The following is a 26,157-nucleotide window of genomic DNA, read 5'->3' on the forward strand; positions in this document are numbered from 1 at the left end:
TCGAATAATCGATACCCCATGAGAGACACCATGTTGAATTGCACCTGCTGCATGTCGCCGGCACGACGCCGCGTGCTCGGCGCGTTTGCCGCGCTCGCCGGCACGGCCGTGGCCGGACGCCCTGCATCGGCGGCCGAGACCGCGAGCGCACCGGCCGCATCGACCGCCCCGCCGCCGAACCGGCCCCGCGCGATCGACATCCACGCGCACTACTACCCTGAAAGCTTTTGCGACCTGGTCGGCGGCGAAGGGAAACGTTTCGGCGGCTCGTTCGTGTGCGACGACGCGTCGTTCACGTTCCGGACGCCCGCCGGCGGGCTCGGGCCGCTGCCGATGAAGTTCATCGACGTCGACGAACGGCTCCGGGACATGGATGCGTCCGGTGTCGACGTCCAGGCGCTGTCGCTCAGCGTGCCGATGGCGTACTGGGGCGACCGGCCGTTCAACGCGAAGCTCGCGCGCGACTGGAATGCGTCCGCGTCGCGCGTCTACCAGCGGCACCCGACGCGCTTCGTCGTCCTCGCGACACTGCCGATGCTGAACGCGACCGATGCGATCGACGAACTCGAGCGCGCGGCGCAGTTGCCGGGCGTGCGTGGCGTGTACATGGGCACCAACATCGACAACCGCGATCTCGACGATCCGCTGTTCGCGCCGGTGTTCGCACGCATCGAGCAACTGGGCCTGCCCGTGTTCCTGCATCCGCAGCAAACGGTCGGCGGCGCTCGGCTCGGCGACTACTACCTGAGCAACCTGCTCGGCAATCCGTTCGATACCGCGATCGCCGGCTCGCACCTGATCCTGGGCGGCGTGCTCGACCGCTACCCGGCCCTGCAGGTCACGTTGCCGCATGCGGGCGGCGCGCTACCGATCCTCGTCGGGCGCCTGGACGCGGGCTGGACCGTACGGCCCGAAACACGCCGGCTCGCGCAACAGCCCAGCCGCTATCTGCGACGCTTCAGCTACGACACGGTGTCCCATTCGGGGCCCGTGCTGGATTTCCTGATGGAGCATGTCGGCGTCGACCGGCTCGTGCTCGGCAGCGACTATTGCTTCGACATGGGCTACGAGCAGCCGGTCCGCTTTCTCGACCGCCTGGACCTGACGGCCGAACAGCGTTCGATGATCCTCGGCGGCAATGCGGGCAAGCTGCTCGGAATATAGCGGGCCAGCAGGCGTGTGGCGGTTTTCGACCCACGCCTGCACCGTCGGCGCAGGCGGTTGCCGGAGCTGGCATCATCCGGCGAACCGGAGAGGACCGGCCTGCGCCATCACGCATCACGACGACCGGCCGGCGACGCACGCCGCCGCTCGAACACGGGAGTCATGCACGTTGAAGATAGTCATTGCAGGCGGATCGATCGCCGGCCTCGCGGCCGCGCTGACGCTCGATTGCATCGGACACGACGTTACGGTCTGCGAACGCTCGCCGTCCCCGCTGCGCGGCCAGGGCGGCGGCGTGGCCGTGTTGCGCCGGATGATGGCGTTTCTCGAGCAGCATGGCCGGCATTGCCGCCAGACGATCAGCGTGCCGACGCACCGGCGGCGCTGGATCGATCGCGACGGCCTCGTCACGCGGGACGAACCCGAAATGCTGCCGTTTTCGTCCTGGGACGCAGTCTACCGCTCGCTGTGCGAGACGCTGCCGAGCGGGCGCATCCATTACGGCCGCACGGTCAGCGGCTTCGACCAGGACGCGGACGGTGTCGACGTACACCTCGAGGACGAACGCATCCGCGCGGATGTGCTGATTGCAGCCGACGGTTCCGGCTCGAACCTGCGCGCGCACCTCTTCCCCGGTTATACGCCGTCGTTTGCCGGTTACCTCGCATGGCGCGGCATCGTCGATGAAGCCGATTTCGACGCCGCGTCGATCGCGTCGCTGATCGAGAACATGACGCTTCACAAGGCGCCCGGCGAGCTGTTCATGGCGTTCCTGATTCCCGCGCTCGACGGCTCGCTCGCGCCGGGCGCGCGTCGGTTCAACTGGCTCTGGTATCGCAACGAAGCCGATCACGATGCGCTGCGCCATCACCTGACGGATCGGGCCGGCCACGTGCATCACGCGTCCGTGCATCCCGGGCAGCTTTCCGACGAGGTCGTCGCCACGCTGCGGCAACTCGCCGACGAACGCTTGCCGGCCGCCCTGTCGCAACTGGTTCACGCGACGCGCATGCCGTTCAATCAGGCGATTTTCGATGCGTTGAGTCCCGCTTTCGTCAACGGCCGCGTCGCGCTGATCGGCGACGCGGCCTGCACCGTGCGCCCCCATACGGCATCGGGCACATCGAAGGCGGCGAGCGATGCCGTGTCACTTGCCGAAGCGCTGCCGGCGGACGCAACCGATGTCGTCGAGCGCCTGGCGCGATGGTCGGTCCGGCGGCGGGAGGACGTGACGTCGTTGCTCGAGAAGGGTCCGCAACTTGCCGCGTCGTTCGGCCTCGGCACACCGCGCTGACGCATGGACGCAGGCGCCGGAACAGGTCGTGCGCGGGTTCAGAACGTTTCAGCGCAGCTTCAGGAAATGGCGTCGGCACCCGCGTAGACTGCCTCCATCAACCACCGCGCAGGCCACTGTCCGCGCGCGGCCCCCACCCCAGGAGTAACGACATGATCTCCGCCGCGAATCGCCGCCGCCGGGCAGGCTCGTCATGGCCGAATCGATCGGCGATGCTGCGCCGCCATCCGGCGGCGCCGACCGGAACGTCCGTCGCGAGCACGCGCCAGGCGGGCCGCACACGCCGGCCCGCCTGGCGCGGCAACCGGATCCGTGGTGACGTGTGCGATCGTCATGCGGACACGCGCGGCCGACGCGCTGTCCGTTGCCCCGCCTATCGAAAGACGCCAGACGAACCGGTTCGTGTGGAGTGCGCATGAAGCACAGACGACTGTGGTTTGGCGCGGCAGGCATCGCGATCGCCGGCCTGGCGGTCGCGATCGGCATCATGGTCCAGCCGTCGATCGCACCGATCGATCCGCCCGCGCGCGCGTCGTTCGATCCGCAACTGATCCGAGCCGGCGCGCGCGTGGTCGCGCTCGGCGATTGCATCGTCTGCCACACCGCGAAGGACGGCAAGCCGTTCGCGGGCGGGTTGCCGCTCGTGACGCCGTTCGGCACGATCTACGCGACCAACATCACGCCGGATGCCGACACCGGCATCGGCCACTGGTCGCGGGATGCGTTCGCGCGTGCGCTGCGCAGCGGGATCGCCCGCGACGGTCATCTCCTCTACCCGGCGTTTCCGTACATTCATTTCACGCGGATGTCCGACGACGACATCTCGGCCGCCTATGCGTACCTGATGACCCGCGAACCCGTTCGCGCGACGGCGCCGGCGAACGACCTGATCTTCCCGCTCAACTTCCGTCCGCCGCTCGCGTTCTGGAACCTCCTGTTCCTGCGCAAGGGCGCGTACCAGCCCGACCCGTCGCAATCCGCGCAGTGGAATCGCGGCAAGGCGCTCGTCGACGGCCTCGGGCACTGCGCGTCCTGCCATTCGCCGCTGAACGCGATCGGCGGCGAACAGGCCGGCAAGGCATTCGACGGCGGCATCGTCGACGGCTGGGAAGCGCCGCCGCTCAATACGCTCGGCCATGCGGTGCACCCGTGGACGCAGGCGCAACTCGTCACCTACCTGCGCACCGGCCGCGCGAGCGAGCACGGCGCGGCCGCCGGGCCGATGCTGCCCGTCACGCGCGATCTCGCGACGGTGCCGGCCGAAGACGTCGAGGCCATCGCAACCTACATCCTGTCGATCCAGAAGCCGGGCGGCGCACGGCCTGCGGCGAGTGCCGCCGAACGCCATGCGACAACACCCGCCGGGCAGCGCGGCGCGGTGCTGTTCCAGGCATCGTGCGCGCAATGCCACGGCCCCGCGTCGCCGATGCAGTCGATCGGCGAGCGGCCGACGCTCGCGTTCAGCTCGGCGCTCGGCGCCGACACGCCGCGCAATGCGATCCAGATGATGTTCAACGGGATCGGCTGGCATGGCGAGGACACGCTGAACTACATGCCGTCTTACCTCGACCAGTACGACGACGCGCAAATCGCGGACCTCGCCGCGTACCTCCGCGAAACGTACTCCGATCGCCCCGCGTGGAGCGGCATCGACACACTGGCCGCGAAACTCAGAAAGGAGGACAGCGCGCGATGATCACCCTCACCGTGAACGGCGTGCGGCACACGCTCGACATCGACCCGTCCACGCCGCTCCTTTACGCGCTGCGCAACGACCTGCACCTGCATGGCGCGAAGTTCGGCTGCGGCCTCGGACAATGCGGCGCATGCACCGTGATCGTCGACGACAAGCCGATGTTCTCGTGCCTGATCCCGGTCGCCGCGATCGGCGAGCGCCGCATCAGGACCATCGAGAGCCTCGGCACCGCCGAGCATCCGGGCAAGCTTCAGCAAGCGTTCATCGATCATCAGGCGGCGCAGTGCGGTTATTGCATCGCGGGCATGATCATGCGCGCGCAGGCACTGCTCGAACGCAATCCGAAACCCACCGAACGCGAGCTGCGCACGCACATGGAACCGAATCTGTGCCGTTGCGGCACCCACATGCGGATCCTGGCGGCCGTGCGCCAGGTCTCGGGCTTGCCGGACCCGGAACCGGCAGCCGCTCCCGTCATGATCAGCAAGGGGCTCTGATGAACCCACCCGACGACATCGACGAAGGCCGCCGGCACTTCATGGTCTCCGGCGCGCTCTTCGTCGCGTTCAGCCTCGCACCGGCCGCGCGCGCCGCCGCCGAGGTCGTGATCGCGGACGAAGGCGCCGCCGTCCATGTGGCCAAGGCCACCGAAACGCTGGCCGGCAGCCTGAAGACCAATCCGTTGCTGGACGCGTGGATCAAGATCACGCCCGAGGGCAAGGTGACCGTGTTCACGGGCAAGGTCGAGCTCGGCACCGGCGTGCGCACCGCGTTGCTGCAGGTGGCCGCCGAAGAGCTGAACATGAAGCCCTCGCTGATCACGTTCCTGACCGCCGACACCGGCGCGTCGCCGGACGAGGGATTGACGGCCGGCAGCCACACGATGGCGGACAGCGGCTCCGCGTTGCTGAACGCCGCCGCGCAGGTGCGCGGGCTGCTGGTCGACGGCGCGGCGAAGCAGTTCGGCGTCGATCCGCGCCTGCTCACTGTTGCCGACGCGGTCATCAAGGCGCCGGACGGCCGCACGATGCGCTACGGCGACGCGATCCGGACCGTCGACCTGCATCGCAACGCCACGCCGACGTCACCGTTGAAGAGTCCAGCCACGTTCGCCGTGATCGGCACGTCGCTGCCGCGCGTCGACATTCCGAACAAGGTCACGGGCGGCGTCAGCTACGTGCAGGACATGGAACTGCCCGGCATGCTGCATGCGCGCGTCGTGATGCCGCCCGTGTACGACGCGAAACTGCTGTCGTTCGACGAAGCCGCGATCCTGAAGCTGCCGGGCGTCGTGCGGATCGTGCGAAACGGCAGCCTGCTCGCGGTCGTCGCGGGCGGCGAGTGGCAGGCCGTCGTCGCGCAGCGCGCGCTGGCCGCCGGCTGCCGCTGGTCGCCGGGCCGGCCGCTGCCCGATCGAAAGACGGTGCACGAGGACCTGAAGCGAATCTCGACCCAGCGCATCGAGATCGCCGACACGCATTCGGCCACCGCGCCGGCAACGAAGACGCTGACCGCCACGTTCCTGAAGAACTACCTGCTGCACGGCTCGATCGGGCCGTCCTGCTCGGTAGCGCATCTCGAGAACGGCACGCTGACCGTGTGGACCCATTCGCAGGGCGTCTACCCGCTGCGCGATGCGCTCGCCGAGATGCTGTCGATGCCGAAGGCGAGCGTCCGCTGCATTCACACCGAAGGGTCGGGCTGCTACGGGCACAACGGCGCGGACGACGCGGCCGCGCACGCGGCGCTGATCGCGGCCGCGCTGCCCGGCAAACCGATTCGCGTGCAGTGGATGCGCGAGCAGGAACATACGTGGGACCACTTCACGCCGGCGATGGTGACCGAACTCAGCGCGTCGCTCGACGCGAGCGGCCGCATCGTCGACTGGAAGTACGCGCTGTGGAGCAGCTCGCACAACGAGCGCATCGTCAATGCCGGCAGACTGCTGCCCGCGCGGATGCTCGAACCGCCGTTCGTCTCCGCGCCATCGACGCCGATGCTGCAGCCCGAGGGCGGCGGCGACCGCAACGCGATCCCGCTGTACGCGCTGCCGAACATGCACATCGTCAACAACTTCTCGCCGACGATGCCGCTGCAGACGTCGGCGATGCGCTCGCTCGGCGCGCATACGAACATCTGGTCGATCGAAAGCTTCATGGACGAGCTGGCGCACGCCGCCGGCGTCGATCCCGTCGAATTCCGGCTGCGGCACATGCAGGATCATCGCGCGCGCCAGGTGATCCAGCTCGCTGCGACCAAGTTCGGCTGGCCCCGGCCGCCGCGCGAGCGGAACCGCGGGGTCGGCTTCGCGTTCGGCAAGTACAAGAACCTGATGGCCTACGTCGCGCTCACGGTCGAGGTGTCGGTCGTTCCGGAAACCGGCCAGGTGACGCTCGAACATGCGGAGGCCGCCGTCGACGCGGGTCAGGTCGTATCGCCGGACGGTATTCGCAACCAGATCGAAGGCGGCATCGTGCAGGCCGCGAGCTGGACGCTGTACGAGGCGCTGAAATACGATACGCAGCGCATCCGCAGCTTCGACTGGAGCAGCTATCCGATTCTCCGCTTCGGCGCCGCCCCGCAAAACATCAAAGTCCACCTGATCAATCGTCCCGGCGCGCCGTTCCTCGGTGCGGCCGAGGCGTCGATGGGACCGACCGCCGGCGCGCTCGCCAACGCGATCTTCGACGCGACCGGCCAGCGCCTGCGCGAGATGCCGTTTGCCGGCGACGCGCTCAGGAAACGCATCGACGCATAGCGTCACGACACAACAAATCGCGCCGGCATGAACCGACGCGGGCAACACACAGGCTGGAGATTTCGGAACGATGGATACCTTGCTTTCAATGCGCGTGTTTACGCGCATCGTCGAGACCGGCAGCTTCACGCGCGCGTCCGACACGACCGGGCTGACGACGCCGCGCGTGTCCGCGTTGCTGAGCGCACTCGAACAGCACCTCGGCTGCCGGCTGCTGAACCGCACCACCCGCCGGATCTCGCTCACCGAGGACGGGCAGGCCTACTACGAACGCTCGGTCGCGGTGCTGCGCGAAATCGACGACATGGAGGCATCGGTATCGCAAGCGCGCAACGTGCCGCGCGGCCGTCTGAAAGTGAACCTGCCGCCGGCCATGGCGAAGCAGATCATGGTACCCGCCCTGCCCGAATTTCTCGCCGCCCATCCGGGCATCATGGTCGAGCTCGGCGTGACCGATCGCCAGATCGACCTCGTCGGCGAAGGCGTCGACTGCGTGGTGCGGATCGGCGCGCTCGACGATTCGGGGATGGTCGCGAAACGGATCGGCAGCCTGACGACCTGCACCTGCGCGTCCCCCACGTATCTCGACCGATGCGGCGCGCCCGAAACGGTGGACGATCTCGCACAGCACGTCGCGGTCAGCCACATCTCGGCCGATACGGGCCGGCCGCGGCCCTGGGATTACGTCGTCGACGGCGAAACGCGCATCGTGCAGATGTGCGGCACGGTCGCGGTCAACGACGCCGACACCTACATCGAGTGCGGCGTCGCGGGGATCGGCCTGATCAAGACCTCGCTGTACCTGGTCGAGCCGTATCTGAAATCGGGGCGCCTGCGCGAGGTGCTGACCGATTTCAACACGCCGCCCCGGCCGATCTCGATCGTGTATCCACCCAATCGGCATACGCCCGTCAAGCTCAAGATCTTCGTCGACTGGCTCGCGGGGCTGTTCGCGCAGATTCCGACGCTGCAGGGCAAGCGCAGTTGAAACCCGCTGTTGAAACCGATCGTCCGCGCCGCCGCGCGCACCGCATGAATCAAGTGAATCAAGACGGGGTTTAGGACTATTCAGTCCTGTCGATCCAGACGGCTCTCATCGGGCTTCGCGATCCGCGATATCCGCGCCGGAGGCTCGTTTCGAGAGGTGCGTCATCAAGATCGCGACCACCGCGCCGTCCGTCCGGCGGGCTTCGATGCCCTCAGCCCCGCCTTCGCCAACGGCCGCATCGCGCGCGTCGGCCGGCCTCGCCGACGCCGGCGTGCGGTTCGCGACCGATCCCGGCCTCGGCGACCGCGCATGAACCCGCGCACCGCCTTCCCTTTGCGTCGCGCGCAATGCTCGATTGCGCCCCGGACGTATTCCCTTGTTATCGATCGATCAATAATCTTGACGGCAATGCGGCAGCTTCCGTTTCGCCGCGACGATAACCGCAACGCCCGCCCGATGAACGGGCACCCGACATCTCTTTCCAAGGAGTCGACCATGTCAGCAGAATCCACCCCGCTCGCGCCCCACGGGCACGCGACCAAGCTCACGCAGGGCCTCATCCTGCTGTTCGCGTTCAGTTGCGGCGCGATCGTCGCCAACCTGTACTACGCGCAACCGATCACCGAACTCATCGCGCCCAGCCTGCACATGTCCGGCGAAACCGCGAGCCTCATCGTGTCGCTGACGCAGATCGGCTACGCGCTCGGCCTGTTCTTCATCGTGCCGCTCGGCGACCTGCTCGAGAACCGCAAGCTGATGATCGTCACGGCCGTCGTGTCGATCGCGAGCCTCGCGGCGGCCGCGTTTGTCCAGACGCCCGGACTGTTCCTCGCGATTTCGCTGCTGGTCGGCTTCAGCTCGGTCGCCGTGCAGATCCTGGTGCCGCTCGCCGCGCACCTCGCGCCGGATCATTCGCGCGGCCGCGTGGTCGGCACGATCATGAGCGGGCTGCTGCTCGGCATCCTGCTCGCGCGCCCGCTGTCGAGCGTGGTGGCCGACGCGTTCGGCTGGCGTTTCGTGTTCGCGGCCGCCGCCGTGGTGATGACGCTCGTGACGGCCGTGCTCGCGCTGACGATTCCGTCGCGCCAGCCCGATCATCGCGCGACCTATTTCGAACTGATCGGCTCGCTGCTGCATCTCGTGCGCACGATGCCCGTGCTGCGCCACCGCGCGTTCTACCAGGGCCTGATGTTCGCGTCGTTCAGCCTGTTCTGGACCGCCGTGCCGGTCGAGCTCACGCGTCACTACGGCCTGTCGCAATCGGCCATCGGCCTGTTCGCGCTCGTCGGTGCGATCGGCGCGACGTCGGCACCGGTCGCGGGGCGCCTCGCGGATGCCGGCCATACCGTGCGGGCAACGCTGATCGCGCTGGTCGCCGGCACATTGGCGTACGCGGTCGCGCTGATCCACGGCGCCGGCCTGTACGGCCTCGTCGTCACGGGGATCGTGCTCGATTTCGCGGTGCAGATGAACATGGTGCTCGGCCAGCGCGAAATCTACGCGCTGCATGCGGCAAGCCGCAACCGCCTGAACGCGCTGTACATGACGAGCATCTTCGTCGGCGGCGCCGTCGGTTCCGCGCTCGCCAGCCCGCTGTACGAGCATGGCGGCTGGCCGCTCGTCGCCGCTGTCGCCGGCGCGTTCCCGATCGTTGCGCTCGCGCACTACCTCGTAATCGGGCGTCCGCACGCCGAACGCCACGCACGGGCCTGAACCTGCGCCGGCACCGGTTCACGCGCGAATCCCTCCCGGTTCATTCGCGCGCCGGAACGCTGCCGGCACGTCACCCACGTTACCCCCGAACTTTCCGCAGGGCCCGCCGTTGCGCCGGTCGTCACCGGACGATACGCAGCGCCGCCCTGCTCCACGCAAAAGGAATCCATCATGTCTTCCCTGCTCAGCCACTACGATCTGCGCGGCCTGCCGCTTCCCAACCGTGTCGTGATGGGGCCGATGACGCGCTCGCGCGCGCCGTCGCGCGGCCAACCGACCGAACTCATGGCCGAATACTATGCGCAGCGCGCGTCCGCCGGCCTGATCGTGACCGAGGCGACCAACGTCAGCCCGGCCTCCGCGTCGTTCGAACTGACGCCGGGGCTCGTCACCGACGAACAGGCCGCCGGCTGGAACAAGATCACCGACGCGGTCCATGCCGAAGGCGGCCGCATCTTCGCGCAGCTGTGGCACGGCGGCCGGGTCAGCTCGCTGACGCTGCTCGGCGGCGACGCGCCGCTGCCGCCGTCCGGCGTCAACGACGATCTCGAGCAGCTGCAGGTGTGGGCGCAGTTGCAGAACGGCTATTACACGAAGATTCACGCGACGCCGTCGCGTGCGATGACGACGGACGAAGTCGCCGGGACGGTCGACGAATTCCGCCAGGCGGCCGTCCGCGCGATGGCGGCCGGCATCGACGGCGTCGAGATCCACGCAGCCAACGGCTACCTGCCGCACCAGTTCCTGTCGTCGACGCTGAACCGCCGCGACGATCGTTACGGCGGCTCGGTCGCGAACCGCGCGCGCTTCCTCGAGGAAATCGTCGACGCGGTCGGCGGCGTGATGCCGCTGAGCCGCGTAGGCGTGCGCATCTCACCGTACGCGAAGTACAACAACGTGCGCGACGCGAATCCGGATGCGACGTACGCGTACGTCGGCCGCATGCTCGACGAAGCCGGCGTCGCCTATCTGCATGCGGCGGACACCAACGGCTGGAGCGGCGAGCCCGACCTGCCGCGTATCGTCGAGAACACACGCAAGACGTTCGGCGGCACGCTGATCGTCAACGGCGGCATTGCGCCGGATGCCGCGCATGCGCTGATCGAGGCGGGCGACGCCGATCTCGTCGCGTTCGCGCGCGCGTACATCGCCAACCCCGATCTCGTCGAACGCCTCGCGGCGAATGCGCCGCTGGCCGCGCCGAAGACGGTCGGCTGGTATGGCGGCGACCGCGCGGGCTACGTCGACTATGCGCGTCACGACGCGGCGAGCCGGAACGCCTGAACGCCGCCCCGGCGGCAGCCGGACTGCCGCCGCAGCCGGCTCGATCTGCCGGATCCGGACGGATGCCGTCAGGCGTCTTTCCAGCGCGCGCCCAGCACGCGTCCGCAGAAATTAGGCCGGTGAAAATCCGGATCGGCGCGCTCGAGCACGTCGGCGCTCCACGTGCCGAACGTCGACGCCGGCCGGTGCGCGACCCCGCGTGCGATCGCGTCGAGGAACGCATCGCTGAACCCGTCGCCGCGCGGGTAGGCGGCGAGCAGCGCCCGCCGCTCGTCGGCCGAATACGCGTCGAAATCGGTTGCCATCAGGTCGGTCGATACGGCGGACGCCAGCGCATGCGCGAGCGGCGACACGCGCGCGGCCACGCCGGGCGTCGTATGCAGCGCGATCGCGCGCCACACGTCGTCGCGCATGCGCTGCGACGTCTGGTGGCGCAGCAGGAACGCCTGCGCAGCATCGGCGCTGTCGAGCTCGTAGCGCTCGGTCGAGCGGCCATACGCGGTGCTCAATCCCATGTTCGCGTACATCGCGGCCACGTACAGCGCATCGGCATCGCAGGTCTCGCTTGCACGTCGCGCGGCAAGCGACGCGAGGACGAACACCCGGCAAGCGTGATCGGTGATCACCCGCGGCAGCGACGCGCATGCCGCTTCGGAGGCTTCGATCGCCATCGGCGTCCGGGGAATGCGGACGCCGGCGACTTCGTCATCGGCCGATGCGCAGGTGTGCGCAGAACTCATCTCGTCTCCTTCTGCCCCGCGCCGGGGGCGAAAAATTATCCATTCATCGCGCAGCACGCGCCGGGGTAACCGGGCTGCCCGCTGATCGAAGCCATCCTAAAAGACGACACCGGGTTGACCGAATGCTTCGCACTGCTCGACGGCCTCTGTCGCGGCCGCATGAAGGCGCTGCGCGAAACGACGGCCGCGACCGCGCGCGGAACCGGCATCCGGGCCAGCGTCGGCAGCCGCGCGCGGCTGCGTCGACGCGGCCGGACGACGCTGGCCGACACCACCGAATTCAGCCACCGGCGACCACGCGGGGCTGACCGCCAGCGGCGGCGGCGCGAGCGGCGCGAACTCGTCGTCCGCATGCACGACCTTGCCGTCGACGACCGTCAGCACCGACGACAGCGACTTGATCTGTGGTTCGTCGATCGTGAAGTAGTCGTCCGTCAGCACCGCGAAATCCGCATACTGGCCGGGCACCAGCGCGCCCTTGCGGTCGTCCTCGTTCGAGAACCATGCACTGCCGACCGTGTAGCGGCGCAGCGCTTCCATCCGGCTGAGCCGGTTGCGTTCGGAGTAGAGCGCCGTGCCGCCGACCGTGCGCCCGGACACCATCCAGTACAGCGACACGAACGGGTTGTAGCTCGCGATGCGCGTCGCATCGGTGCCGGCACCGACCGGCAGCCCGGCCGCCAGCATCGCGCGGATCGGCGGCGTGCGCGTGGCCGCTTCCGCGCCGTAGCGCGCAATGAAATACTCGCCCTGGAACGCCATCCGGTGCTGGACCGTCACGCCGCCGCCGAGCGCCGCGATGCGTGCGATGTTCGCATCCGAAATCGTCTCGCAATGATCGAAGAACCAGCGCAGCCCGTCGAACGGCATGTCACGGTTCACGGCTTCGAGCACGTTCAGGAAGCGGCCGATCGATTCGTCGTACGTCGCGTGCAGCCGGAATGGCCAGCGGTGCCGCACCAGCAGCCGCACCACCGCGGCCAGCTCGGCCTCGAGCGCCGCGGGCAGATCGGGGCGCGGTTCGAGAAAATTCCCGAAATCGGCTGCCGAATACACCAGCAGTTCGCCGGCGCCGTTCATCCGCAGGAACGCGTCGCCATCGCCCGGCTTCGCCAGCGTCACCCATCGCGCATAGTCGTCGAGTTCCCGTCCGGCATGCTGCACGAACAGGCTATAGGCGATGCGCACCGTCAGTTCGCCGCGCTGCGCGAGCGCCAGGATCGCGCCATAGTCGTCCGGATAGGCCTGGAAATCGCCGCCGGCGTCGATCGCACTCGTCACACCGAGGCGGTTCAGTTCGCGCATGAAGTGCCGCATCGAATTCATCTGGTCGTCGTGGCCGAGCTTCGGGCCCTTCTCGAGCGCCGTGTGCAGGACGGCCATGTCCGGGCGCGCGATCAGCATGCCGGTCGGCCTGCCGAGGCGATCGCGCTGGATCTCGCCGCCAGGCGGATCCGACATGTCGCGGCCACAGCCGATCGCGCGCAGCGCGGCCGCGTTCAGGAGCGCGCTGTCGCCCAGATGCATGATGAAGACCGGCGTGTCGGGCGCGATTGCGTTGAGTTCGGCCACCGTCGGCCCGCGCTTTTCCGCGAACTGGAATTCGGTCCAGCCGCCGACGACGCGCACCCACTGCGGCGCAGGCGTGCGCAACACCTGGCGGCGCAGCATGGCGAGCGCATCGGCCAGCGTCGGCACGCCGTCCCAGCGCAGTTCCAGGTTGAAATTCAGGCCGCCGCGGATCACGTGCAGGTGCGAGTCGTTCAGCCCCGGGATCACGGTGCGGCCGTTCAGGTCGATGCGAAGCGTGTCGGCGCGCGCGTGGCGCATCACGTCGTACCCGCTGCCAGCCGCGAGGATCCGGCCGTCCTTCACCGCGAGCGCGGTCACGAACGACCGCCGGTCGTCCTGCGTCGCGATCTTGCCGTTGCATACGATGAGGTCCGCCGATTCCGCGGGTTCCGTCGCCTTAAGCACCGTCTGGCCTCCTGCTTGCGCCGAAAGCCGGCATACGGCCGCACGCGGCATGCACCCGGATTGACGATACACGGACCATCCACTTCCCCTTGAACATTGATCGATCGGGCCGACGCGCCGCGGCACGATGGTGCGGCCACGTCCTGCGCGGGTTCGGCGCGCCGTTTACGCCACCGGCTGCATCGCATCCGCCACGCCGAACCGCATACGCGCGCGGCTCGTCGACGGCGGCGTCTCCGAGCGAATGAAGCTCTGCACGCGCGCCAGACGGCGAACGTCGGACGCGCGCGATTGCGGATCGAAATGCCCCGACAGGTTGGCCACCAGCGACGACGCCTGCCCGGTGCGCCCGCGCTCGATCAGGTGGTCGGCAAGATCCAGCGTGCCGCGCAGCGCCCACATCGCGGCCCCTTGCCCGTTCGCGGTATGGATCGCCATCAGCAGATGACGGTGCCCGTCCGCCTCGCAGGCGACCGCGAGATCCGCGTCGGCGGTGCGCGCCTGTTCGAGCATCGCGAGTCCCTTGGCGCGCAGCAGTTCCGGTACGAACAGGTGCTCGCCGTGCGCACGGCAGCGCGCGAGCGTCACGTCGAGCTTCGTGCGCGCCTCGGCTGCCCGGCCCGTGCGCGTCAGCCCTTCCGCATACGCGACGACCAGCGGCGCAAGCAGGCGCCGGAATCCGCTCGCTTCGATGCGCAGCAGCGCGGGCTCGAGCCGCGCAAGCCCGGCGCCGGGGTGCCCGGCCTGCATGTCGAACTGTCCGGCAAGACATTCCGCATGACTGCGCCAGATGTCGAACCCATTCGCATCGGCAGTCGATCGCAGCGTCGCGAGATAGTCGGAAATCGCGTCGTGATCGCCATAGCGCAACGCAATCGGCACGGCCGCGGCGCCGAGCACGACGCACAACGCCAGCCCCGAACCGCTGCGACGCGCGTGTTCGACCGCCTGTGCGGCCAGTCGCATCGCATATTCGGGATCGCCCTGCATCCACACGAGCCGCGCCAGCATCGTCCGGCCGAGCGTCGCAACGTCGATGCCCAGCGCCGCTACCGCACAGGGCGGCTCGTCGGCCTCGGCCAGCTCGGCAGTCGCCGCTTCCAGCCGCTCGCGCGCCTGCGCATGCTCGCCGAAGTAATGCAGCGAGGTTGCGACCATCGCGTTCGCCAGCAGTCGCTGCGACCGGTCGCCACGCCGCTCGGCGGCCCGCTCGAAGCGCGTCGCGTAGCGCAACGATTCGTGGATGTCGGAGCGCGTCAGCATCGTGTTCCACAGCCCGATCAGCGCGCGCGCGCCGAACGCCTCGTCGCCGATCCGGCCCGCGAGAGCGAGCGTCCGGTCCCACATCGCGGCGGCCGTGTCCGTATCGCCGTCGGTGTGCAGCAGCGCCGACGCATAGGCCGCGCGCAAGCGCATCTCGCGCGCCGCATCGACGGCCCCGGGCGCCCCGGCGTCGATCGCGTCGAGTGCCCGTCTCACCGGTATCGAACATTCACGCATGCGCGCCGGCTCCAGCAACGCGAGCGCCAACGCGTCGGCTTCCGGAACCTGCGACCCGGTCGCCGCAGGCTCGCGCGGCGCCGGCGCGCCCGCGGCAAGATGCAGGCTCTCCGCGTGCGCGGCCTGTGTCTGGGCCAGCATCCGGGTTTCCGCCTGCTCGCGTTCGTAGCGTGCATGGCGCTCGGCGATGGATTCGAATTCGCCCTCGTTACGCAGCTTCTCGAGCGCATACGCGCGCGTCGATTCCGTCAATCGGTAGCGCGCCTGCGCGCCGTTGAATTCGACGGTCACCAGCGACTTCGCGACCAGTTCGCCGAGCACCGCGATCATCTCCGCGGCCGACATGCCGGGATCCATCGCAACCTCGCGGGCGGCATCGAACGTAAACGGGCCGATGAAGCATGCCATCCGGCGAAACAGCGACCGCGCGGCCGCATCCAGCAACACGTAGCTCCAGTCGAACGTCGCGCGCAGCGTCTGGTGGCGCGGCAACGCCGATCGAAGGCCGCCCGTCAGCAGGTTCAGCCTGTCATCGAGACGCGACGCGACGATCTCGAGGCCGAGCGTCGCGACGCGCGCGGCAGCCAGTTCGATGGCGAGCGGGAGCCCGTCGAGGCGCCGGCAGATGTCGCCGATCAGTCTGATGCCGGCCGCGTCGACCTCGCATTCGGGCGTGGCGGCGCGAATGCGCGCGAGAAACAGCTCGACGGCCGAATGGCGCACGATCTCGTCGACGGATGCACTGCCGTCCGGCACCGCCAGCGGACTCACGCGAAATACGGCTTCGACCGAGATATGAAGGGGCTCGCGGCTCGTCACGAGCACGCGCAGCGGGGCGGCGCGCGACGTCAGCGTTTCGACGAGGTCGGCAACCAGATCGACGACGTGCTCCGCGTTGTCCAGCACGATCAGCCCGGGTGACGCGGCGAAGGCATCGCCAATCCGGTCGATGCCCGGCGCGCCATCCGTCTCGAGCCCCAGTTCCGCGGCAATCGCGAGCAGCACGTCGTCGCGCGTCGCGGCACTCGCCAGCGCCACGAACAGGACACGCTCGCCGGACCGGCGGCGCAGCTCGTGCGCGACCCGGTCGGCCAGGCTCGTCTTGCCGATGCCGCCCGCACCGACGAGCGTGACGACCGGCGCACGCTCGATCATGTCGACGATCTGCTCGATCTCGGCCTGACGTCCGACGAGCGGAACCGGATGGGCAGCCGCGACGGCGCCGGGCGGCAACGCGGTCGCGCGCGGCGCCACCTCATGCGCGACGGCAGGATTCGCGATCAGCAGGTAGCCGCGGCCTGGCACCGTCTTGATCAGGTCGCGGTTCGCGCCCAGCGCCTTGCGCAACGTCGCGACATGGACCTGCAGCCGGTTCTCCTCGACGATCAGGCCCGGCCAGACCGCATCCATGATGTCGTCCTTCGACACGACGGAACCGCTGGCGCGATGCAGTACTTCAAGTATGTCGAGCGCGCGTGCGCCAATACGCAACGACGCGCCGTGGCAGCGAATGTCGCGCTGCTCGAAATCCACCGACAAATTCCCGATCTGGATCATGGCCGCCTCCAGGTTCCCCACGATGACCGCCATATGAACATTGCCGTTCACTGGGGCGGGAGTCCGCCCCCGACCTGCGTTGCGGGTCGGGGGCTAAATCTCAAAAAGTGGGGCGAGTGTAAACGCCGTATAAACAAAAATCTTGAAGGAAAATGCGCTGGCGCCCTGCACATGAGCGTGCGACGGAATCCGGGCGGTGCGAATACAAGCGGGGCAATATCGATCGGAATGCGGCGTTCGTGCGCCGGTCGGGCCTGGCGCGGTGCGGATTGGCCCGCACGATACATTTCGTCAGCTAGCGGACATTTATTCAAGTTATCTTGGATCTGCCGGGCGCGCCAGATACACTGCCCGCAACAAGGATGCTTGCGCGCCGCCCCCATCGAAGGATTGTTCCACCATGCCAGCCCCCCTCGTCGCACCACCGGCGCCGCCGAAAGACACGCTCGGATGCATCTCGAGCCTGTTGTCCAAGGATATTGAAAGGTCGACCGGCGGCCTGACGCTCCATCGCAAATGCATGCGTGACGAGCAATTCGAGCGGATCGAAATGGCGGCCAGCGATCGCGGCTTCCTGATCGGCGTGTCGCTCAATGGCGGACATCGGCGCACGATCTACGGCGGGGCCGGCAAATCCGAGCGGCGGTTTCAGCACAACTCGATCTACATTCGCGATTTTTCCCGGAATTTCCGCGCCGACCTGTACGGCAAGTTCGACTTCGTGCTGATCGAGCTGTCTCACGGCTACCTCGATGACCTGGGCCGCGAGCACGACGGAACGGAAATCGGCGGCCTGACCTGCGCGCCCGACGTGCAGGACGCGGTGCTGGGTCATCTCGCGCACGCCGTCGCCGACAGCCTCGACGGGCCCGGTGCGCTGAACACGCTGTTCGTCGAGCAGATGGGGCTCGCGATCGGCACGCATCTCGCACGCCAATACGGCAACACGAGCGCCCGCGACCTGAGGCACAAGGGCAGCCTGTCGCCGGCCAAGACGGCACTCGCCAAGGAGCTGCTGATGGAAAAGGCGGATCTCGGCGTGTCGATCGAGGAGGTTGCGAGCGAATGCGATCTGTCGCGCGGCTATTTCATCCGTGCGTTCTCGCGAACGACGGGTCGCACGCCGCATCAATGGCTGCTCGAACAGCGCGTGATCCGCGCCCGGCAGCTGATCGAGACGACCGACATGACGCTCGCGGAAATCGCGGCCGTCTGCGGCTTTGCGGACCAGAGCCATCTGAATCGCGTCTTCGCCCGCATCGTCGGCCATCCGCCTGGCGCATGGCGGCGCGGCCTGTCCCGCTGACGCTACAGCTACGCGCGCCATGCGCGTCATTGAAGCGGCGTCGCGTCGTAATTGACCGGCACCCAGTCGTACTGATCCCCATCCCTGCGCAAATGCCCGAGCCCAGGAAATGCGATGTGCGCGGCGCCGACCAGATAATGCTTGTCCTCGACACGCTTGAGCGTATCGCGCCGGGTGCGGCGCGCGACGTCGGCATCGCTGTCGTACTGGACGGTCGCGTCCGGATCCTGCAACTGGATCGCCGCGACGTGCACGATATCGCCCCACGCGAGCAGCCCGGCGTTGCCGCTCTCGATCAGATAGGCCGTATGGCCCGGCGTATGGCCGGGCATCGGCACCGCGCGAATACCGGGGGCGAGCGTTGCTTCGCCGCGAAACGTCTTGAAGCGTCCGGCCGCGACGTACGGCGCGACCGACGCGGCCGCCGCATCGAAAAACGATGCCAGGAACGCCGGTGCCTGTGCCTTGTTGTCCGGATCGAGCCAGTAATTCGCCTCGATCTCGTTCACGCGAACGACCGCATTCGGAAAGGTCATCTTGCCGTTCGACACAATGCCGCCGACATGATCCTTGTGCAGATGCGTGAGCAACACTTCGTCGATCTGCTCCGGCGCATAGCCCGCCGCACGCAGGTTGGCGAGCAGCTTGCCGCAGCAGTCGCCATACAGCACACCGGCGCCGGTATCGACGAGAATCCGCTTCGATCCCGTGTCGACCAGGAACGCGTTGATCGACCCCTGTACGGGCGGCTCGAGAAACGCGCGATCGAGATCGCGCCGGATCTCGTCCTTCGAAACACCGCGAAAGACCGTATCGATCGGAAACGGATGCGTGCCGTCGGACAGCGCGACGATCCTAAGGTCGCCGAGCTTCTGCCGGTAGAAGCCGGGAGCCTGGTTCCCGCCGCCCGGCTCGCCGGCGAACGCGACCGATGCGAGGATGCCGACGCACCACGCGATGAGCAGCATGCCGCCCGAGCGCGCCGCGCGCGTGCGCCAGTTCAAGTTCTTCAAGTCCGCTCCCCGGTTGCGTATCGACGTTGCGCGCCGGCTTGCCGGTCCGGCCGGCGAGGGGCACGCGACACCGAGCTTACCGAGCAGGTGCGCAATAATCCTGAGCGGGACATGAATCGTTCTGAAGTGAAGGCCGGGCCTCGGCGGCACCGGCCCGGATTCAGGCGGCCCGGTCAGGCGCGCGCTGCGCGGCAATCAATGCATCGCGAAAGACCGCAGCCGGCTGCGCGCCGCTGACGACCGACGGCCCGATGCGCGTCGACGGCACCGAAGCGACGCCTTCGCGCACCGCATCCGCTTCGAGCGCGGCCACCGCGTCAAGCCCTTCGCCGGACGCCAGGAACGCACGCACCGCGTCGCCCGGCAAACCGGCGCCGGTCGCAAGCTCGACCAGCACGTCCGCATCGCCGATATCCCGGCCGTCGCGGAAATAGGCGGCAAACAGCGCATCGACGAGCGCGGCCGCGCTACCGCGTTGTTGAGCGAACCAGACGAGCCGGTGTGCAAGCCGCGTGTTCGGCGTGCGCGCGATCCGTGCATGATCGAACACGAGGCCTGCCGCCCGGCCGGCTTCGGCCACATGCGCATCGAGTGCCTGCGAGCGCGCCCAACTGCCGAACTTCGCGCTCCGGTACGCCTTGCGGTCGATGCCGCCGGCCGGCATCGTCGGGTTCAGTTCGAACGGCACGAACCGGACGCTCACGTTGCCGGCCAGGCCGGCTTCGTCGATCGCTTCCGCGAGCCGGTGCTCCGCGATCCAGCACCACGGGCAGATGAGATCGTAGGTCACCGTTACTTCGATAGGTTTCATCGCAGCCTCCTGTACATTGCAGTCCAGAAGATAGCGCTTGCGGGCCGGCGATAGAATGCGAACGGCACGCAACGCATCGTTGCGACACGCACAAAGGCACGAAGTCACAAAGGCGACAACATGGACAAATTCTCCGCGCTGCGCGCGTTCGTGGAAGTAGCGGAAGCCGGCGGCTTCTCGAGCGCGGGGCGGCGTCTCGAACTCGCGGCATCGTCGGTGGTACGCGCGGTGGATGCGCTCGAGGCGTCGCTCGGCACCGTGCTGCTGAACCGCACGACGCGACAGGTCACGCTGTCCGATGCCGGCTCCGTGTACTACGCCCGCGCGAAGCGGCTGCTCGAGGAACTCGCGGAAGCCGACGCACTGGTCGCCGATCGCGGCGACGAGCCGTCCGGGCCGCTGCGCGTGTCGGTGCCGGTCGCGTACGGCGTGCGCCGCATCGCGCCGCACGTCGCGGCCTTCCTCGCGCGCTATCCGAAGCTCGACCTCGACCTGCAACTCACCGACGAACGCGTCGATCTCGTCACTGGCCGGATCGACGTCGCGATCCGGCTCGGCGAAGCGGCGCCGGCCGCGGAAGTCGTCGCGCGGCAGCTCGGCACGTTCCAGCGCTATGTCGTCGCGAGCCACGACTACCTCGATGCGCACGGCACGCCAGCGGCGCCGGGCGAACTGGTCGATCATGGCTGCCTGCGCTTTCACTTCGGCGGCGACCAGCAGGCGTGGACGTTTGCCGATGCGCACGGCACGACGAAAGTGCTCGTCGCCGGGCGACTGAAATCGAACCACAGCGAAGTGTTGCGCGATGCCGTGCTCGACGGCGCCGGCATCGCGCTGCTGCCCGACTGGCTGGTCGATGCCGACGTCCAGTCGGGCCGCCTGCGCAGGCTCTTCGAACGGTACGACGTCACGCCCGATGCGGCCCGCTCGGTCGTCACCGCGCTCTACCTGCCGAATCAGCGCGGCTCGAAGCGCGTCACGGCATTCATCGATTTCGTCGAAGCGCTGGCGCGCGCGCAGCACTGAGCCGCACGGCGCGCCGCGTTACCAGCCGAACTTCGCTTCCATGCCGACATAGTCGGCGTTGCGCGCACCGAGCGCGCGAATCGAATCGGCGACCTGGAAGTGCACGGCCTCGACCGCCAGCGCCAGGTTCGGATTGACGAGCCAGTCCACGCGGGCCTGCGCATACATGCCCGTCCACGAACCGCCCTTGCCGGCCGTGCCGGGCACCGCCTGCATCCCCTGCCCGTAGATCGCGTCGGCCGTCGTCTCGCGCCACTGGAAACCGACCGCGGTCAGCACCGTCACGTTGCCGGCCGGCTTGAACGTCAGCGAAGGCTTCACGTGAATCAGGTTGCTGTAGCCGGTGTAGCCGGCGAGCGTGAAGTAATAGCCGTTCGGGAACAGCGGGTTGAAGGTGCCCATGCGCCCGTCGCCGGGATGCTTGTCGCCCGACGCGCCGTCGACCTGAATGCCGATGCGCGGCGTGCCCGGCGTCTTCGTGAACGTGTAGCCGCCCAGCGCGCCGAACGCCCATGCACCGATCGTGTCCGGTCCGATGTGCCCCGTCTGGAGCATCGCCTCGACGTCCCAGTCGAGCCGGCCGGATTTGCCCGCGTAGCGCATGTCGAATACGTCGCGCCGCTCGGTGCCGGCCCCGTCGAGATAGCGCGCGTTGTCGCGCGTATAGCGTGACCAGTAGCCCGACAGGTCGCCGGGGCCCGTGCCGTTGCGCTCGATGCGCACGCCGTCGAATCTCAGGTGCCGGTTCGACACGTCGTCGAACGCCGCGTCGTTGCGATATTGCACCGGGCGCGACACATAGCCGATCAGCCGCCATTTGCCGATTTCGTAATCCGCCCACAGCGCGTCGAACGCCTGACGCACATTCGGCCCGTCGCGCACCGCCACGAATCGCTGCAAGTCGAACGCCATCTCCTGCCGGCCGATGCGGGTCTTGAACGTGCCGCCGCCGACCTGGTCGACATAGGCGACGAACGCCTGCTCGATATCGAGTTGATCCTTGTCGACGGACCCGACCGTATCCTTGCCGAACGGCCGCGCATCGACGAACTGGACGAACGCCTGGAAATGCCCGGCATAACGCAGATCCGCATGCACCGTCGCGCGCTGGATCACGTAGTTGTCGTCATGCGCGGCGCCGAGCCCGAACAGCGGCGCGTTGTTCAGCTCGAAGCGCTCGCGCAGGTTCGCGCCGAGCGACAGGTAGGTCGACGGGTCGCCGCCCAGCGGGATGTACTTCAGCGCATCGCCCGGCTGGCGCGGCACGCACGGATTCGAGAGGACCGACCAGTCTTCCTGCCAGCGGTTGAACAGCAGCGTGGGCCGCTTTGCGGTGCACGTCGTGCCGGCCGTGGAAGCCGGTGCCGCGGATGCCTCGGCACCGGCCGCCGTACCGGCGTAGGTCGCGACGCCGCCTGCCAGCACGGCGGCCGGCAGCACGCTCCGCCATGCCCGCCCCATCGACCGGCGACCCATTATTTCGACCGCGCGTGGATCTCGGCGACGTAGCCGCCCGGGAACTGCACGAGCGCGGCATCGCGCCCGTCCGACGTGAACGTCGGCACCAGCACGGTCACGCCCGCGGCCTGCGCCTGCTTCAGCGTCGCGGCCAGATCCGGCACTTCATAGCCCGTCATCTCGCGGCCGAACGGATAGGGCAGATGGCCGTCGGTGGCCAGCACGGTCATCTTGCCGAAACCCGACTCGATGCGGATGCGCCGGTACGTATCGTTCGGCCGGCCGATCTCGATGCCCGGCGCCTTGCGCACATCGGACACGACCTTGCCGCGCGAGAACGCGACGAAGTCGTGCACCAGCTTGTTCGCGCTTTCCGGCGACACGTACACGCGGTTTTCAGGCACCGTCTGCAGCGGGTCGTAGTGCGGCGCCTGGGTGTGCCAGTACAGCTGCATGTTCACGCCGCCCGGCCAGCGGACGATCGCATCGCGGCCGATCGGGTCGGGGAACGTGTCGACGATCACGTCCGCGCCGTGCGCGCGCGCCGACTTCATCGCGACGTCCATGTCGGTGACGAGATAGCCGGTGCGCTCCGCGCAGAACGGATACGGGATCGGCGTCTTGAAGCCGAACACCGAGATCGTGCCGGCCGGCGTGAATACGAGCTGCGACATCGTCTGGCTCGGCGTCGGCGTGACCTGGAACACGCCCTGCTGCGACTTCTTGCCGCCGAACGTCGCGACGAAGCTGTCGGCGAAGCGGTCGAAATCTTCCGGTGCGACGCACACGTGCGTCGTGTCGTACTGCGGGCCGACCGCGACGGCCGGTACCTTCGCGGACGAGGTCTCGAGCAGACGCGTCTCGTCGGCATGGGCCGGCGCGGCCGCCAGCAACGCGCCGAGCACGGCCGTCGACGCGGCCGTCATCCGCCATACCTGTTGCAATTTCAGTGCGATCATCGGGTTCTCCTTGAAAGTGGCAAGCGCAACCGCATGCTGCGCGCGCATTCAGCGTGACGTCGCCCGCTCGTCGGGCCGACCGGATTGATAGGCGAGGAAGCACAGCACCGCGAGCGGCAGCGCGAGCGCCCAGAAAGCTGCGAACAGATAGGCCGCCGCCCCCGCTCCTGCCCCGAGCGCAAAGCCCGCGACCGGCGGCAGCGTGCGCCGCAGCCGCACGCGCGCGGCTTCCCGTTCGGCAGGCGCGGCGAGCGGCACGAGCCAGTCGAACGCATCGATCACCGCCTGCGTGACATTGCCCGTCATCACCGTGTTGGCAACGACCGAGCGGGCCGTCAGCCGCGCGTGCGCGTTCTGGACGCCCATCGCCGCGGCGCCGAGCAGGCCGCACAGGATCGTCCTCGGCGCGTCGGCGTCGGCAATCGGCGAGGCCATCACGCCGGCCAGCATGAACCCGGCCAGCAGCACGGCCTGCAGCGCATACAGCGAACGTGCGCGCGTGCCGTGGCCCAGCGCGCGCATCCGATGGTCGAGCACGCGCGCGCCGACGATGCCGGCGATGAAGGCCGGAAACGCGAGCCACTTGATCGCGAGCCCTTGTCCGACGCCGGCCAGCCCCGAGCCGATCAGGATGAAGTTGCCGGTGACATGCGCGGTGAACAGGCCGAACAGCGCGACGAAGCCGAGCGTGTCGACATAACCCGCGATCGACGCGAGAAACACGTCCTCGCCGCGCACGCGATCGGGCACGGCGGCCGCGCCCGCGGTTACTTGCTGCGGCGGCATGAACCGGCTTCCTGGAATGTGTCGACTGCGCCGGCGCCCGCGCTGGCTGCGCGTGACGGGATCGGATAAGGCATGTTTCGCTCCGGTTTCGCCGACCGGTCCGGCTCGCCGACTGGCGTCCGGCCCGTGCGGCGGTTCGGGAGCAAGACTAGGGAAGGCCGACCTTAATGTCATGGCGACGGCCTGAATTTTTCTGAATCCGCAGTGCACGCACCGGGCCGGGGCGCTGGAACGGCACGATGCGGGACGATCCCGCGACGGGTCGCGCGCCGTATGCGACGCGTCAATCGTGTTATTTTTCGATCGATAGTTTAAGAATGTGCGCCATCAGGAGCCGATGCATGACCGAAAGAAAACGCAGCACGCCGGCCCGCGAGCGCGGGACGGACGCCGACGGCAACGCCGTCACGCCGGGCCGGCGGCTCGCGCCGGAAGCGCGCGAGCGGCAGATCGTCGAGAAAGCGATCGAGCACTTCGCGACGCATGGCTTTTCCGGCAGCACGCGCGAACTCGCGCGGCAGATCGGCGTTACCCAGCCACTGCTGTACCGGTACTTTCCGAGCAAGGAGGCGCTGATCGATCGCGTCTACGACGAGATCTACACGTGGAATCCCGACTGGGAAAAACTGATCGCCGACCGCGCGGTCCCGCTGCAGGAACGGCTCGTCGCGTTCTACCGCGCCTACGCGCAAACCATCCTGCGGCGCGAATGGATCCGCACCTTCATCTTCGCGGGGCTCAGCCGCGAGGGGTTCAACACGCGCTACCTGTCGCGGCTGCGCGAACGCGTCTTCCTGCCGGTGCTGCGCGAGCTGCGGCACGAATACGACATCGCCACGCCGACGACGGAGGCCCAGCGCAATGCGGAAGTCGAACTGGTCTGGAGCCTGCACGCGAGCATCTTCTATTTCGGCGTTCGCAAGTGGGTCTACGGCCTGCCGGTGCCCGACGATCTCGACACCGAAATCGAACGGCTGATCGACGCGTTCCTGAACGGCACGCCCGCCGCGCTGAAGCAGCTCGCGTCGGGCGCGACCGCCCGGCGCCGCCGGCGCGTCTGACGCGGCGGCGGCCGTTATGAGGCGGCGAATACCGGCGGTGCGCAAAGACCAATTCAGAACAATTTATCCGGCCAGTCGATCGCGTCGCCTATCCTCGAAAGGCACGTGCAGTCGCCACCGGCAGCACGCGGGCCAAACCCAACACGCACCGTCACATGACTATCGCCACGCCTTCGATCACCCATCACACCGCCACTGCGAACGGCATCCGCCAGCACTACATCGATGCCGGCAGCGGGCCGGTTGTCGTCCTGCTGCACGGCTTCCCGGAAACCAGCTTCGCGTGGCGTTTCCAGATCCCCGCACTCGCGCAGCGCTACCGCGTGATCGCGCCTGATCTGCGCGGCTACGGCGAAACCGACAAGCCGGCCGCCGGCTACGATAAACGCAACATGGCGCGCGACCTCGCCGGGCTGCTCGATGCGCTCGGCATCGGCCGCATCGCGCTCGTCGGGCACGATCGCGGCGCCCGCGTCGCGACGCGTTTCTCGAAGGATTTCCCCGAGCGCGTCGACCGGCTCGTCGTGATGGACAACGTACCGACGCGCATCGTCGCGGAGAATATGACCGCGCAAACCGCGCGCGCGTACTGGTTCTTCCTGTTCCACCAGGTGCCGGACCTGCCCGAAGCGTTGATCGCGGGCAAGGAAGCCGAGTGGCTGAGCTATTTCTTCTCCGACTGGTGCTACAACCCGCACGCGATCTCCGGCGATGCGTTCGACACGTACGTGCGCGCGTATCGACGCCCGGGCGCCGTGCGCGGTGCATTGGCCGACTATCGCGCGAATGCGGAGGACGTGAAGCAGGATCTCGTCGACGCGGAGGTCCGGATCGCATGCCCGACCATGGCCATCTGGGGGGAGGATTTCTATGCGGTCGGCAAGATGTTCGACATGAAATCCGTCTGGGAAAGCATGGCGACGAACCTGCGAGCCGAGCCCATCGCGCAGTGCGGGCACCTGCCTCAGGAAGAGCAGCCGGAGCACGTGAACGCGCTGCTGCTCGACTTCCTGAAGCACTGGGAAGGCTGAACCACCGCGCGCGTGACGGATCATCGGGAGGAAGG

General features: G+C 68.1%; 20 protein-coding genes. 12 read left to right on the forward strand and 8 right to left on the reverse strand.

Annotated features, from left to right (window positions below):
- Window positions 1-30: 30 nt before the first annotated feature.
- The 8 genes from CUJ89_RS36170 to CUJ89_RS36210 all read left to right on the forward strand — a co-directional run bounded on the left by CUJ89_RS36170 (window position 31) and on the right by CUJ89_RS36210 (window position 10,897).
- Window positions 31-1,164 carry an amidohydrolase family protein gene (locus CUJ89_RS36170; protein WP_114182212.1) on the forward strand — a complete coding sequence of 378 codons (1,134 nt, stop codon included), beginning with the start codon at window positions 31-33 and terminating at the stop codon, window positions 1,162-1,164.
- Between the two features lie 169 nt (window positions 1,165-1,333).
- The gene (locus CUJ89_RS36175) at window positions 1,334-2,458 is read left to right on the forward strand and encodes an FAD binding domain-containing protein (RefSeq protein ID WP_114182213.1); all 1,125 of its coding nucleotides are present in this window, start codon (window positions 1,334-1,336) and stop codon (window positions 2,456-2,458) included.
- Window positions 2,459-2,873: 415 nt separating this feature from the next.
- On the forward strand, window positions 2,874-4,154 hold the full coding sequence (locus CUJ89_RS36180; RefSeq protein WP_114182214.1) for a c-type cytochrome: 1,281 nt from the start codon (window positions 2,874-2,876) through the stop codon (window positions 4,152-4,154).
- Window positions 4,151-4,651: a (2Fe-2S)-binding protein gene (locus tag CUJ89_RS36185; RefSeq protein WP_114182215.1), complete on the forward strand. Its 501-nt coding sequence runs from the start codon at window positions 4,151-4,153 to the stop codon at window positions 4,649-4,651. Before CUJ89_RS36180 ends, CUJ89_RS36185 begins: the two co-directional genes overlap by 4 nt.
- Window positions 4,651-6,912, forward strand: coding sequence for a xanthine dehydrogenase family protein molybdopterin-binding subunit (locus CUJ89_RS36190; protein ID WP_114182216.1), 2,262 nt, complete (start codon window positions 4,651-4,653; stop codon window positions 6,910-6,912). The genes CUJ89_RS36185 and CUJ89_RS36190 overlap by 1 nt, the downstream gene beginning before the upstream one ends.
- A gap of 70 nt (window positions 6,913-6,982) precedes the next feature.
- Window positions 6,983-7,900: a LysR family transcriptional regulator gene (locus CUJ89_RS36195; protein ID WP_114182217.1), complete on the forward strand. Its 918-nt coding sequence runs from the start codon at window positions 6,983-6,985 to the stop codon at window positions 7,898-7,900.
- Window positions 7,901-8,395: 495 nt separating this feature from the next.
- Window positions 8,396-9,613, forward strand: coding sequence for an MFS transporter (locus CUJ89_RS36205; RefSeq protein WP_114182219.1), 1,218 nt, complete (start codon window positions 8,396-8,398; stop codon window positions 9,611-9,613).
- Between the two features lie 171 nt (window positions 9,614-9,784).
- Window positions 9,785-10,897, forward strand: coding sequence for an alkene reductase (locus CUJ89_RS36210; protein ID WP_114182220.1), 1,113 nt, complete (start codon window positions 9,785-9,787; stop codon window positions 10,895-10,897).
- Window positions 10,898-10,965: 68 nt separating this feature from the next.
- On the opposite strand, the gene CUJ89_RS36215 is transcribed toward CUJ89_RS36210, so the two are convergent.
- The 3 genes from CUJ89_RS36215 to CUJ89_RS36225 form a co-directional block, all read right to left on the reverse strand.
- Window positions 10,966-11,637, reverse strand: a complete 672-nt coding sequence (locus CUJ89_RS36215; protein WP_114182221.1) for a phosphohydrolase — start codon at window positions 11,635-11,637, stop codon at window positions 10,966-10,968.
- A gap of 96 nt (window positions 11,638-11,733) precedes the next feature.
- Entirely contained in the window at window positions 11,734-13,614 is a 1,881-nt protein-coding gene (locus CUJ89_RS36220) for an amidohydrolase (protein WP_236655106.1), read from the reverse strand.
- A 165-nt stretch (window positions 13,615-13,779) separates the two neighbouring features.
- Window positions 13,780-16,671 (reverse strand): ATP-binding protein, encoded by a 2,892-nt coding sequence (locus CUJ89_RS36225; protein ID WP_114182223.1) that lies wholly within the window; start codon window positions 16,669-16,671, stop codon window positions 13,780-13,782.
- A gap of 400 nt (window positions 16,672-17,071) precedes the next feature.
- Here CUJ89_RS36225 and CUJ89_RS36230 point away from each other — a divergent pair, with 400 nt between their 5' ends.
- A complete protein-coding gene (locus CUJ89_RS36230; protein WP_114182224.1) occupies window positions 17,072-17,977 on the forward strand; it encodes a helix-turn-helix domain-containing protein in 906 nt (301 codons plus the stop codon).
- Window positions 17,978-18,003: 26 nt separating this feature from the next.
- Here CUJ89_RS36230 and CUJ89_RS36235 read toward each other — a convergent pair whose 3' ends face one another.
- Together CUJ89_RS36235 and CUJ89_RS36240 are read right to left on the reverse strand one after the other, a co-directional pair.
- Window positions 18,004-18,945, reverse strand: a complete 942-nt coding sequence (locus CUJ89_RS36235; protein ID WP_114182492.1) for an MBL fold metallo-hydrolase — start codon at window positions 18,943-18,945, stop codon at window positions 18,004-18,006.
- Between the two features lie 205 nt (window positions 18,946-19,150).
- Window positions 19,151-19,801, reverse strand: a complete 651-nt coding sequence (locus CUJ89_RS36240) for a DsbA family oxidoreductase (protein WP_114182225.1) — start codon at window positions 19,799-19,801, stop codon at window positions 19,151-19,153.
- Between the two features lie 120 nt (window positions 19,802-19,921).
- On the opposite strand from CUJ89_RS36240, the gene CUJ89_RS36245 reads away from it, so the two are divergent.
- Entirely contained in the window at window positions 19,922-20,827 is a 906-nt protein-coding gene (locus tag CUJ89_RS36245) for a LysR family transcriptional regulator (RefSeq protein WP_114182226.1), read from the forward strand.
- Window positions 20,828-20,845: 18 nt separating this feature from the next.
- Here CUJ89_RS36245 and CUJ89_RS36250 read toward each other — a convergent pair whose 3' ends face one another.
- The 3 genes from CUJ89_RS36250 to CUJ89_RS36260 are packed head-to-tail and all read right to left on the reverse strand — an operon-like array spanning window position 20,846 to window position 24,030.
- Window positions 20,846-22,303 carry an alginate export family protein gene (locus CUJ89_RS36250; protein WP_114182227.1) on the reverse strand — a complete coding sequence of 486 codons (1,458 nt, stop codon included), beginning with the start codon at window positions 22,301-22,303 and terminating at the stop codon, window positions 20,846-20,848.
- The gene (locus CUJ89_RS36255; protein ID WP_114182493.1) at window positions 22,303-23,244 is read right to left on the reverse strand and encodes a glyoxalase; all 942 of its coding nucleotides are present in this window, start codon (window positions 23,242-23,244) and stop codon (window positions 22,303-22,305) included. The genes CUJ89_RS36250 and CUJ89_RS36255 overlap by 1 nt, the downstream gene beginning before the upstream one ends.
- A gap of 48 nt (window positions 23,245-23,292) precedes the next feature.
- Window positions 23,293-24,030 (reverse strand): YoaK family protein, encoded by a 738-nt coding sequence (locus CUJ89_RS36260; RefSeq protein ID WP_114182228.1) that lies wholly within the window; start codon window positions 24,028-24,030, stop codon window positions 23,293-23,295.
- Window positions 24,031-24,371: 341 nt separating this feature from the next.
- Here CUJ89_RS36260 and CUJ89_RS36265 point away from each other — a divergent pair, with 341 nt between their 5' ends.
- Both CUJ89_RS36265 and CUJ89_RS36270 read left to right on the forward strand, forming a co-directional pair.
- On the forward strand, window positions 24,372-25,091 hold the full coding sequence (locus tag CUJ89_RS36265; RefSeq protein ID WP_114182229.1) for a TetR/AcrR family transcriptional regulator: 720 nt from the start codon (window positions 24,372-24,374) through the stop codon (window positions 25,089-25,091).
- A 155-nt stretch (window positions 25,092-25,246) separates the two neighbouring features.
- The gene (locus CUJ89_RS36270) at window positions 25,247-26,122 is read left to right on the forward strand and encodes an alpha/beta fold hydrolase (RefSeq protein WP_114182230.1); all 876 of its coding nucleotides are present in this window, start codon (window positions 25,247-25,249) and stop codon (window positions 26,120-26,122) included.
- Window positions 26,123-26,157: the final 35 nt, after the last annotated feature.

Source organism: Burkholderia pyrrocinia (assembly GCF_003330765.1).
GTDB classification, from domain to species: domain Bacteria; phylum Pseudomonadota; class Gammaproteobacteria; order Burkholderiales; family Burkholderiaceae; genus Burkholderia; species Burkholderia pyrrocinia_B.

Excerpts from the sequence above, each read along its gene's own strand:
- CUJ89_RS36255 (WP_114182493.1), bottom strand. The coding sequence starts at position 23,244 with ATGATCGCACTGAAATTGCAACAGGTATGGCGGATGACGGCCGCGTCG.
- CUJ89_RS36230 (WP_114182224.1), top strand. The coding sequence starts at position 17,072 with ATGCCAGCCCCCCTCGTCGCACCACCGGCGCCGCCGAAAGACACGCTC.
- CUJ89_RS36180 (WP_114182214.1), top strand. The coding sequence starts at position 2,874 with ATGAAGCACAGACGACTGTGGTTTGGCGCGGCAGGCATCGCGATCGCC.
- CUJ89_RS36235 (WP_114182492.1), bottom strand. The coding sequence starts at position 18,945 with ATGCTGCTCATCGCGTGGTGCGTCGGCATCCTCGCATCGGTCGCGTTC.
- CUJ89_RS36210 (WP_114182220.1), top strand. The coding sequence starts at position 9,785 with ATGTCTTCCCTGCTCAGCCACTACGATCTGCGCGGCCTGCCGCTTCCC.
- CUJ89_RS36265 (WP_114182229.1), top strand. The coding sequence starts at position 24,372 with ATGACCGAAAGAAAACGCAGCACGCCGGCCCGCGAGCGCGGGACGGAC.
- CUJ89_RS36240 (WP_114182225.1), bottom strand. The coding sequence starts at position 19,801 with ATGAAACCTATCGAAGTAACGGTGACCTACGATCTCATCTGCCCGTGG.
- CUJ89_RS36205 (WP_114182219.1), top strand. The coding sequence starts at position 8,396 with ATGTCAGCAGAATCCACCCCGCTCGCGCCCCACGGGCACGCGACCAAG.
- CUJ89_RS36260 (WP_114182228.1), bottom strand. The coding sequence starts at position 24,030 with ATGCCGCCGCAGCAAGTAACCGCGGGCGCGGCCGCCGTGCCCGATCGC.
- CUJ89_RS36195 (WP_114182217.1), top strand. The coding sequence starts at position 6,983 with ATGGATACCTTGCTTTCAATGCGCGTGTTTACGCGCATCGTCGAGACC.
- CUJ89_RS36245 (WP_114182226.1), top strand. The coding sequence starts at position 19,922 with ATGGACAAATTCTCCGCGCTGCGCGCGTTCGTGGAAGTAGCGGAAGCC.
- CUJ89_RS36215 (WP_114182221.1), bottom strand. The coding sequence starts at position 11,637 with ATGAGTTCTGCGCACACCTGCGCATCGGCCGATGACGAAGTCGCCGGC.
- CUJ89_RS36225 (WP_114182223.1), bottom strand. The coding sequence starts at position 16,671 with ATGATCCAGATCGGGAATTTGTCGGTGGATTTCGAGCAGCGCGACATT.
- CUJ89_RS36270 (WP_114182230.1), top strand. The coding sequence starts at position 25,247 with ATGACTATCGCCACGCCTTCGATCACCCATCACACCGCCACTGCGAAC.
- CUJ89_RS36185 (WP_114182215.1), top strand. The coding sequence starts at position 4,151 with ATGATCACCCTCACCGTGAACGGCGTGCGGCACACGCTCGACATCGAC.
- CUJ89_RS36170 (WP_114182212.1), top strand. The coding sequence starts at position 31 with ATGTTGAATTGCACCTGCTGCATGTCGCCGGCACGACGCCGCGTGCTC.
- CUJ89_RS36250 (WP_114182227.1), bottom strand. The coding sequence starts at position 22,303 with ATGGGTCGCCGGTCGATGGGGCGGGCATGGCGGAGCGTGCTGCCGGCC.
- CUJ89_RS36190 (WP_114182216.1), top strand. The coding sequence starts at position 4,651 with ATGAACCCACCCGACGACATCGACGAAGGCCGCCGGCACTTCATGGTC.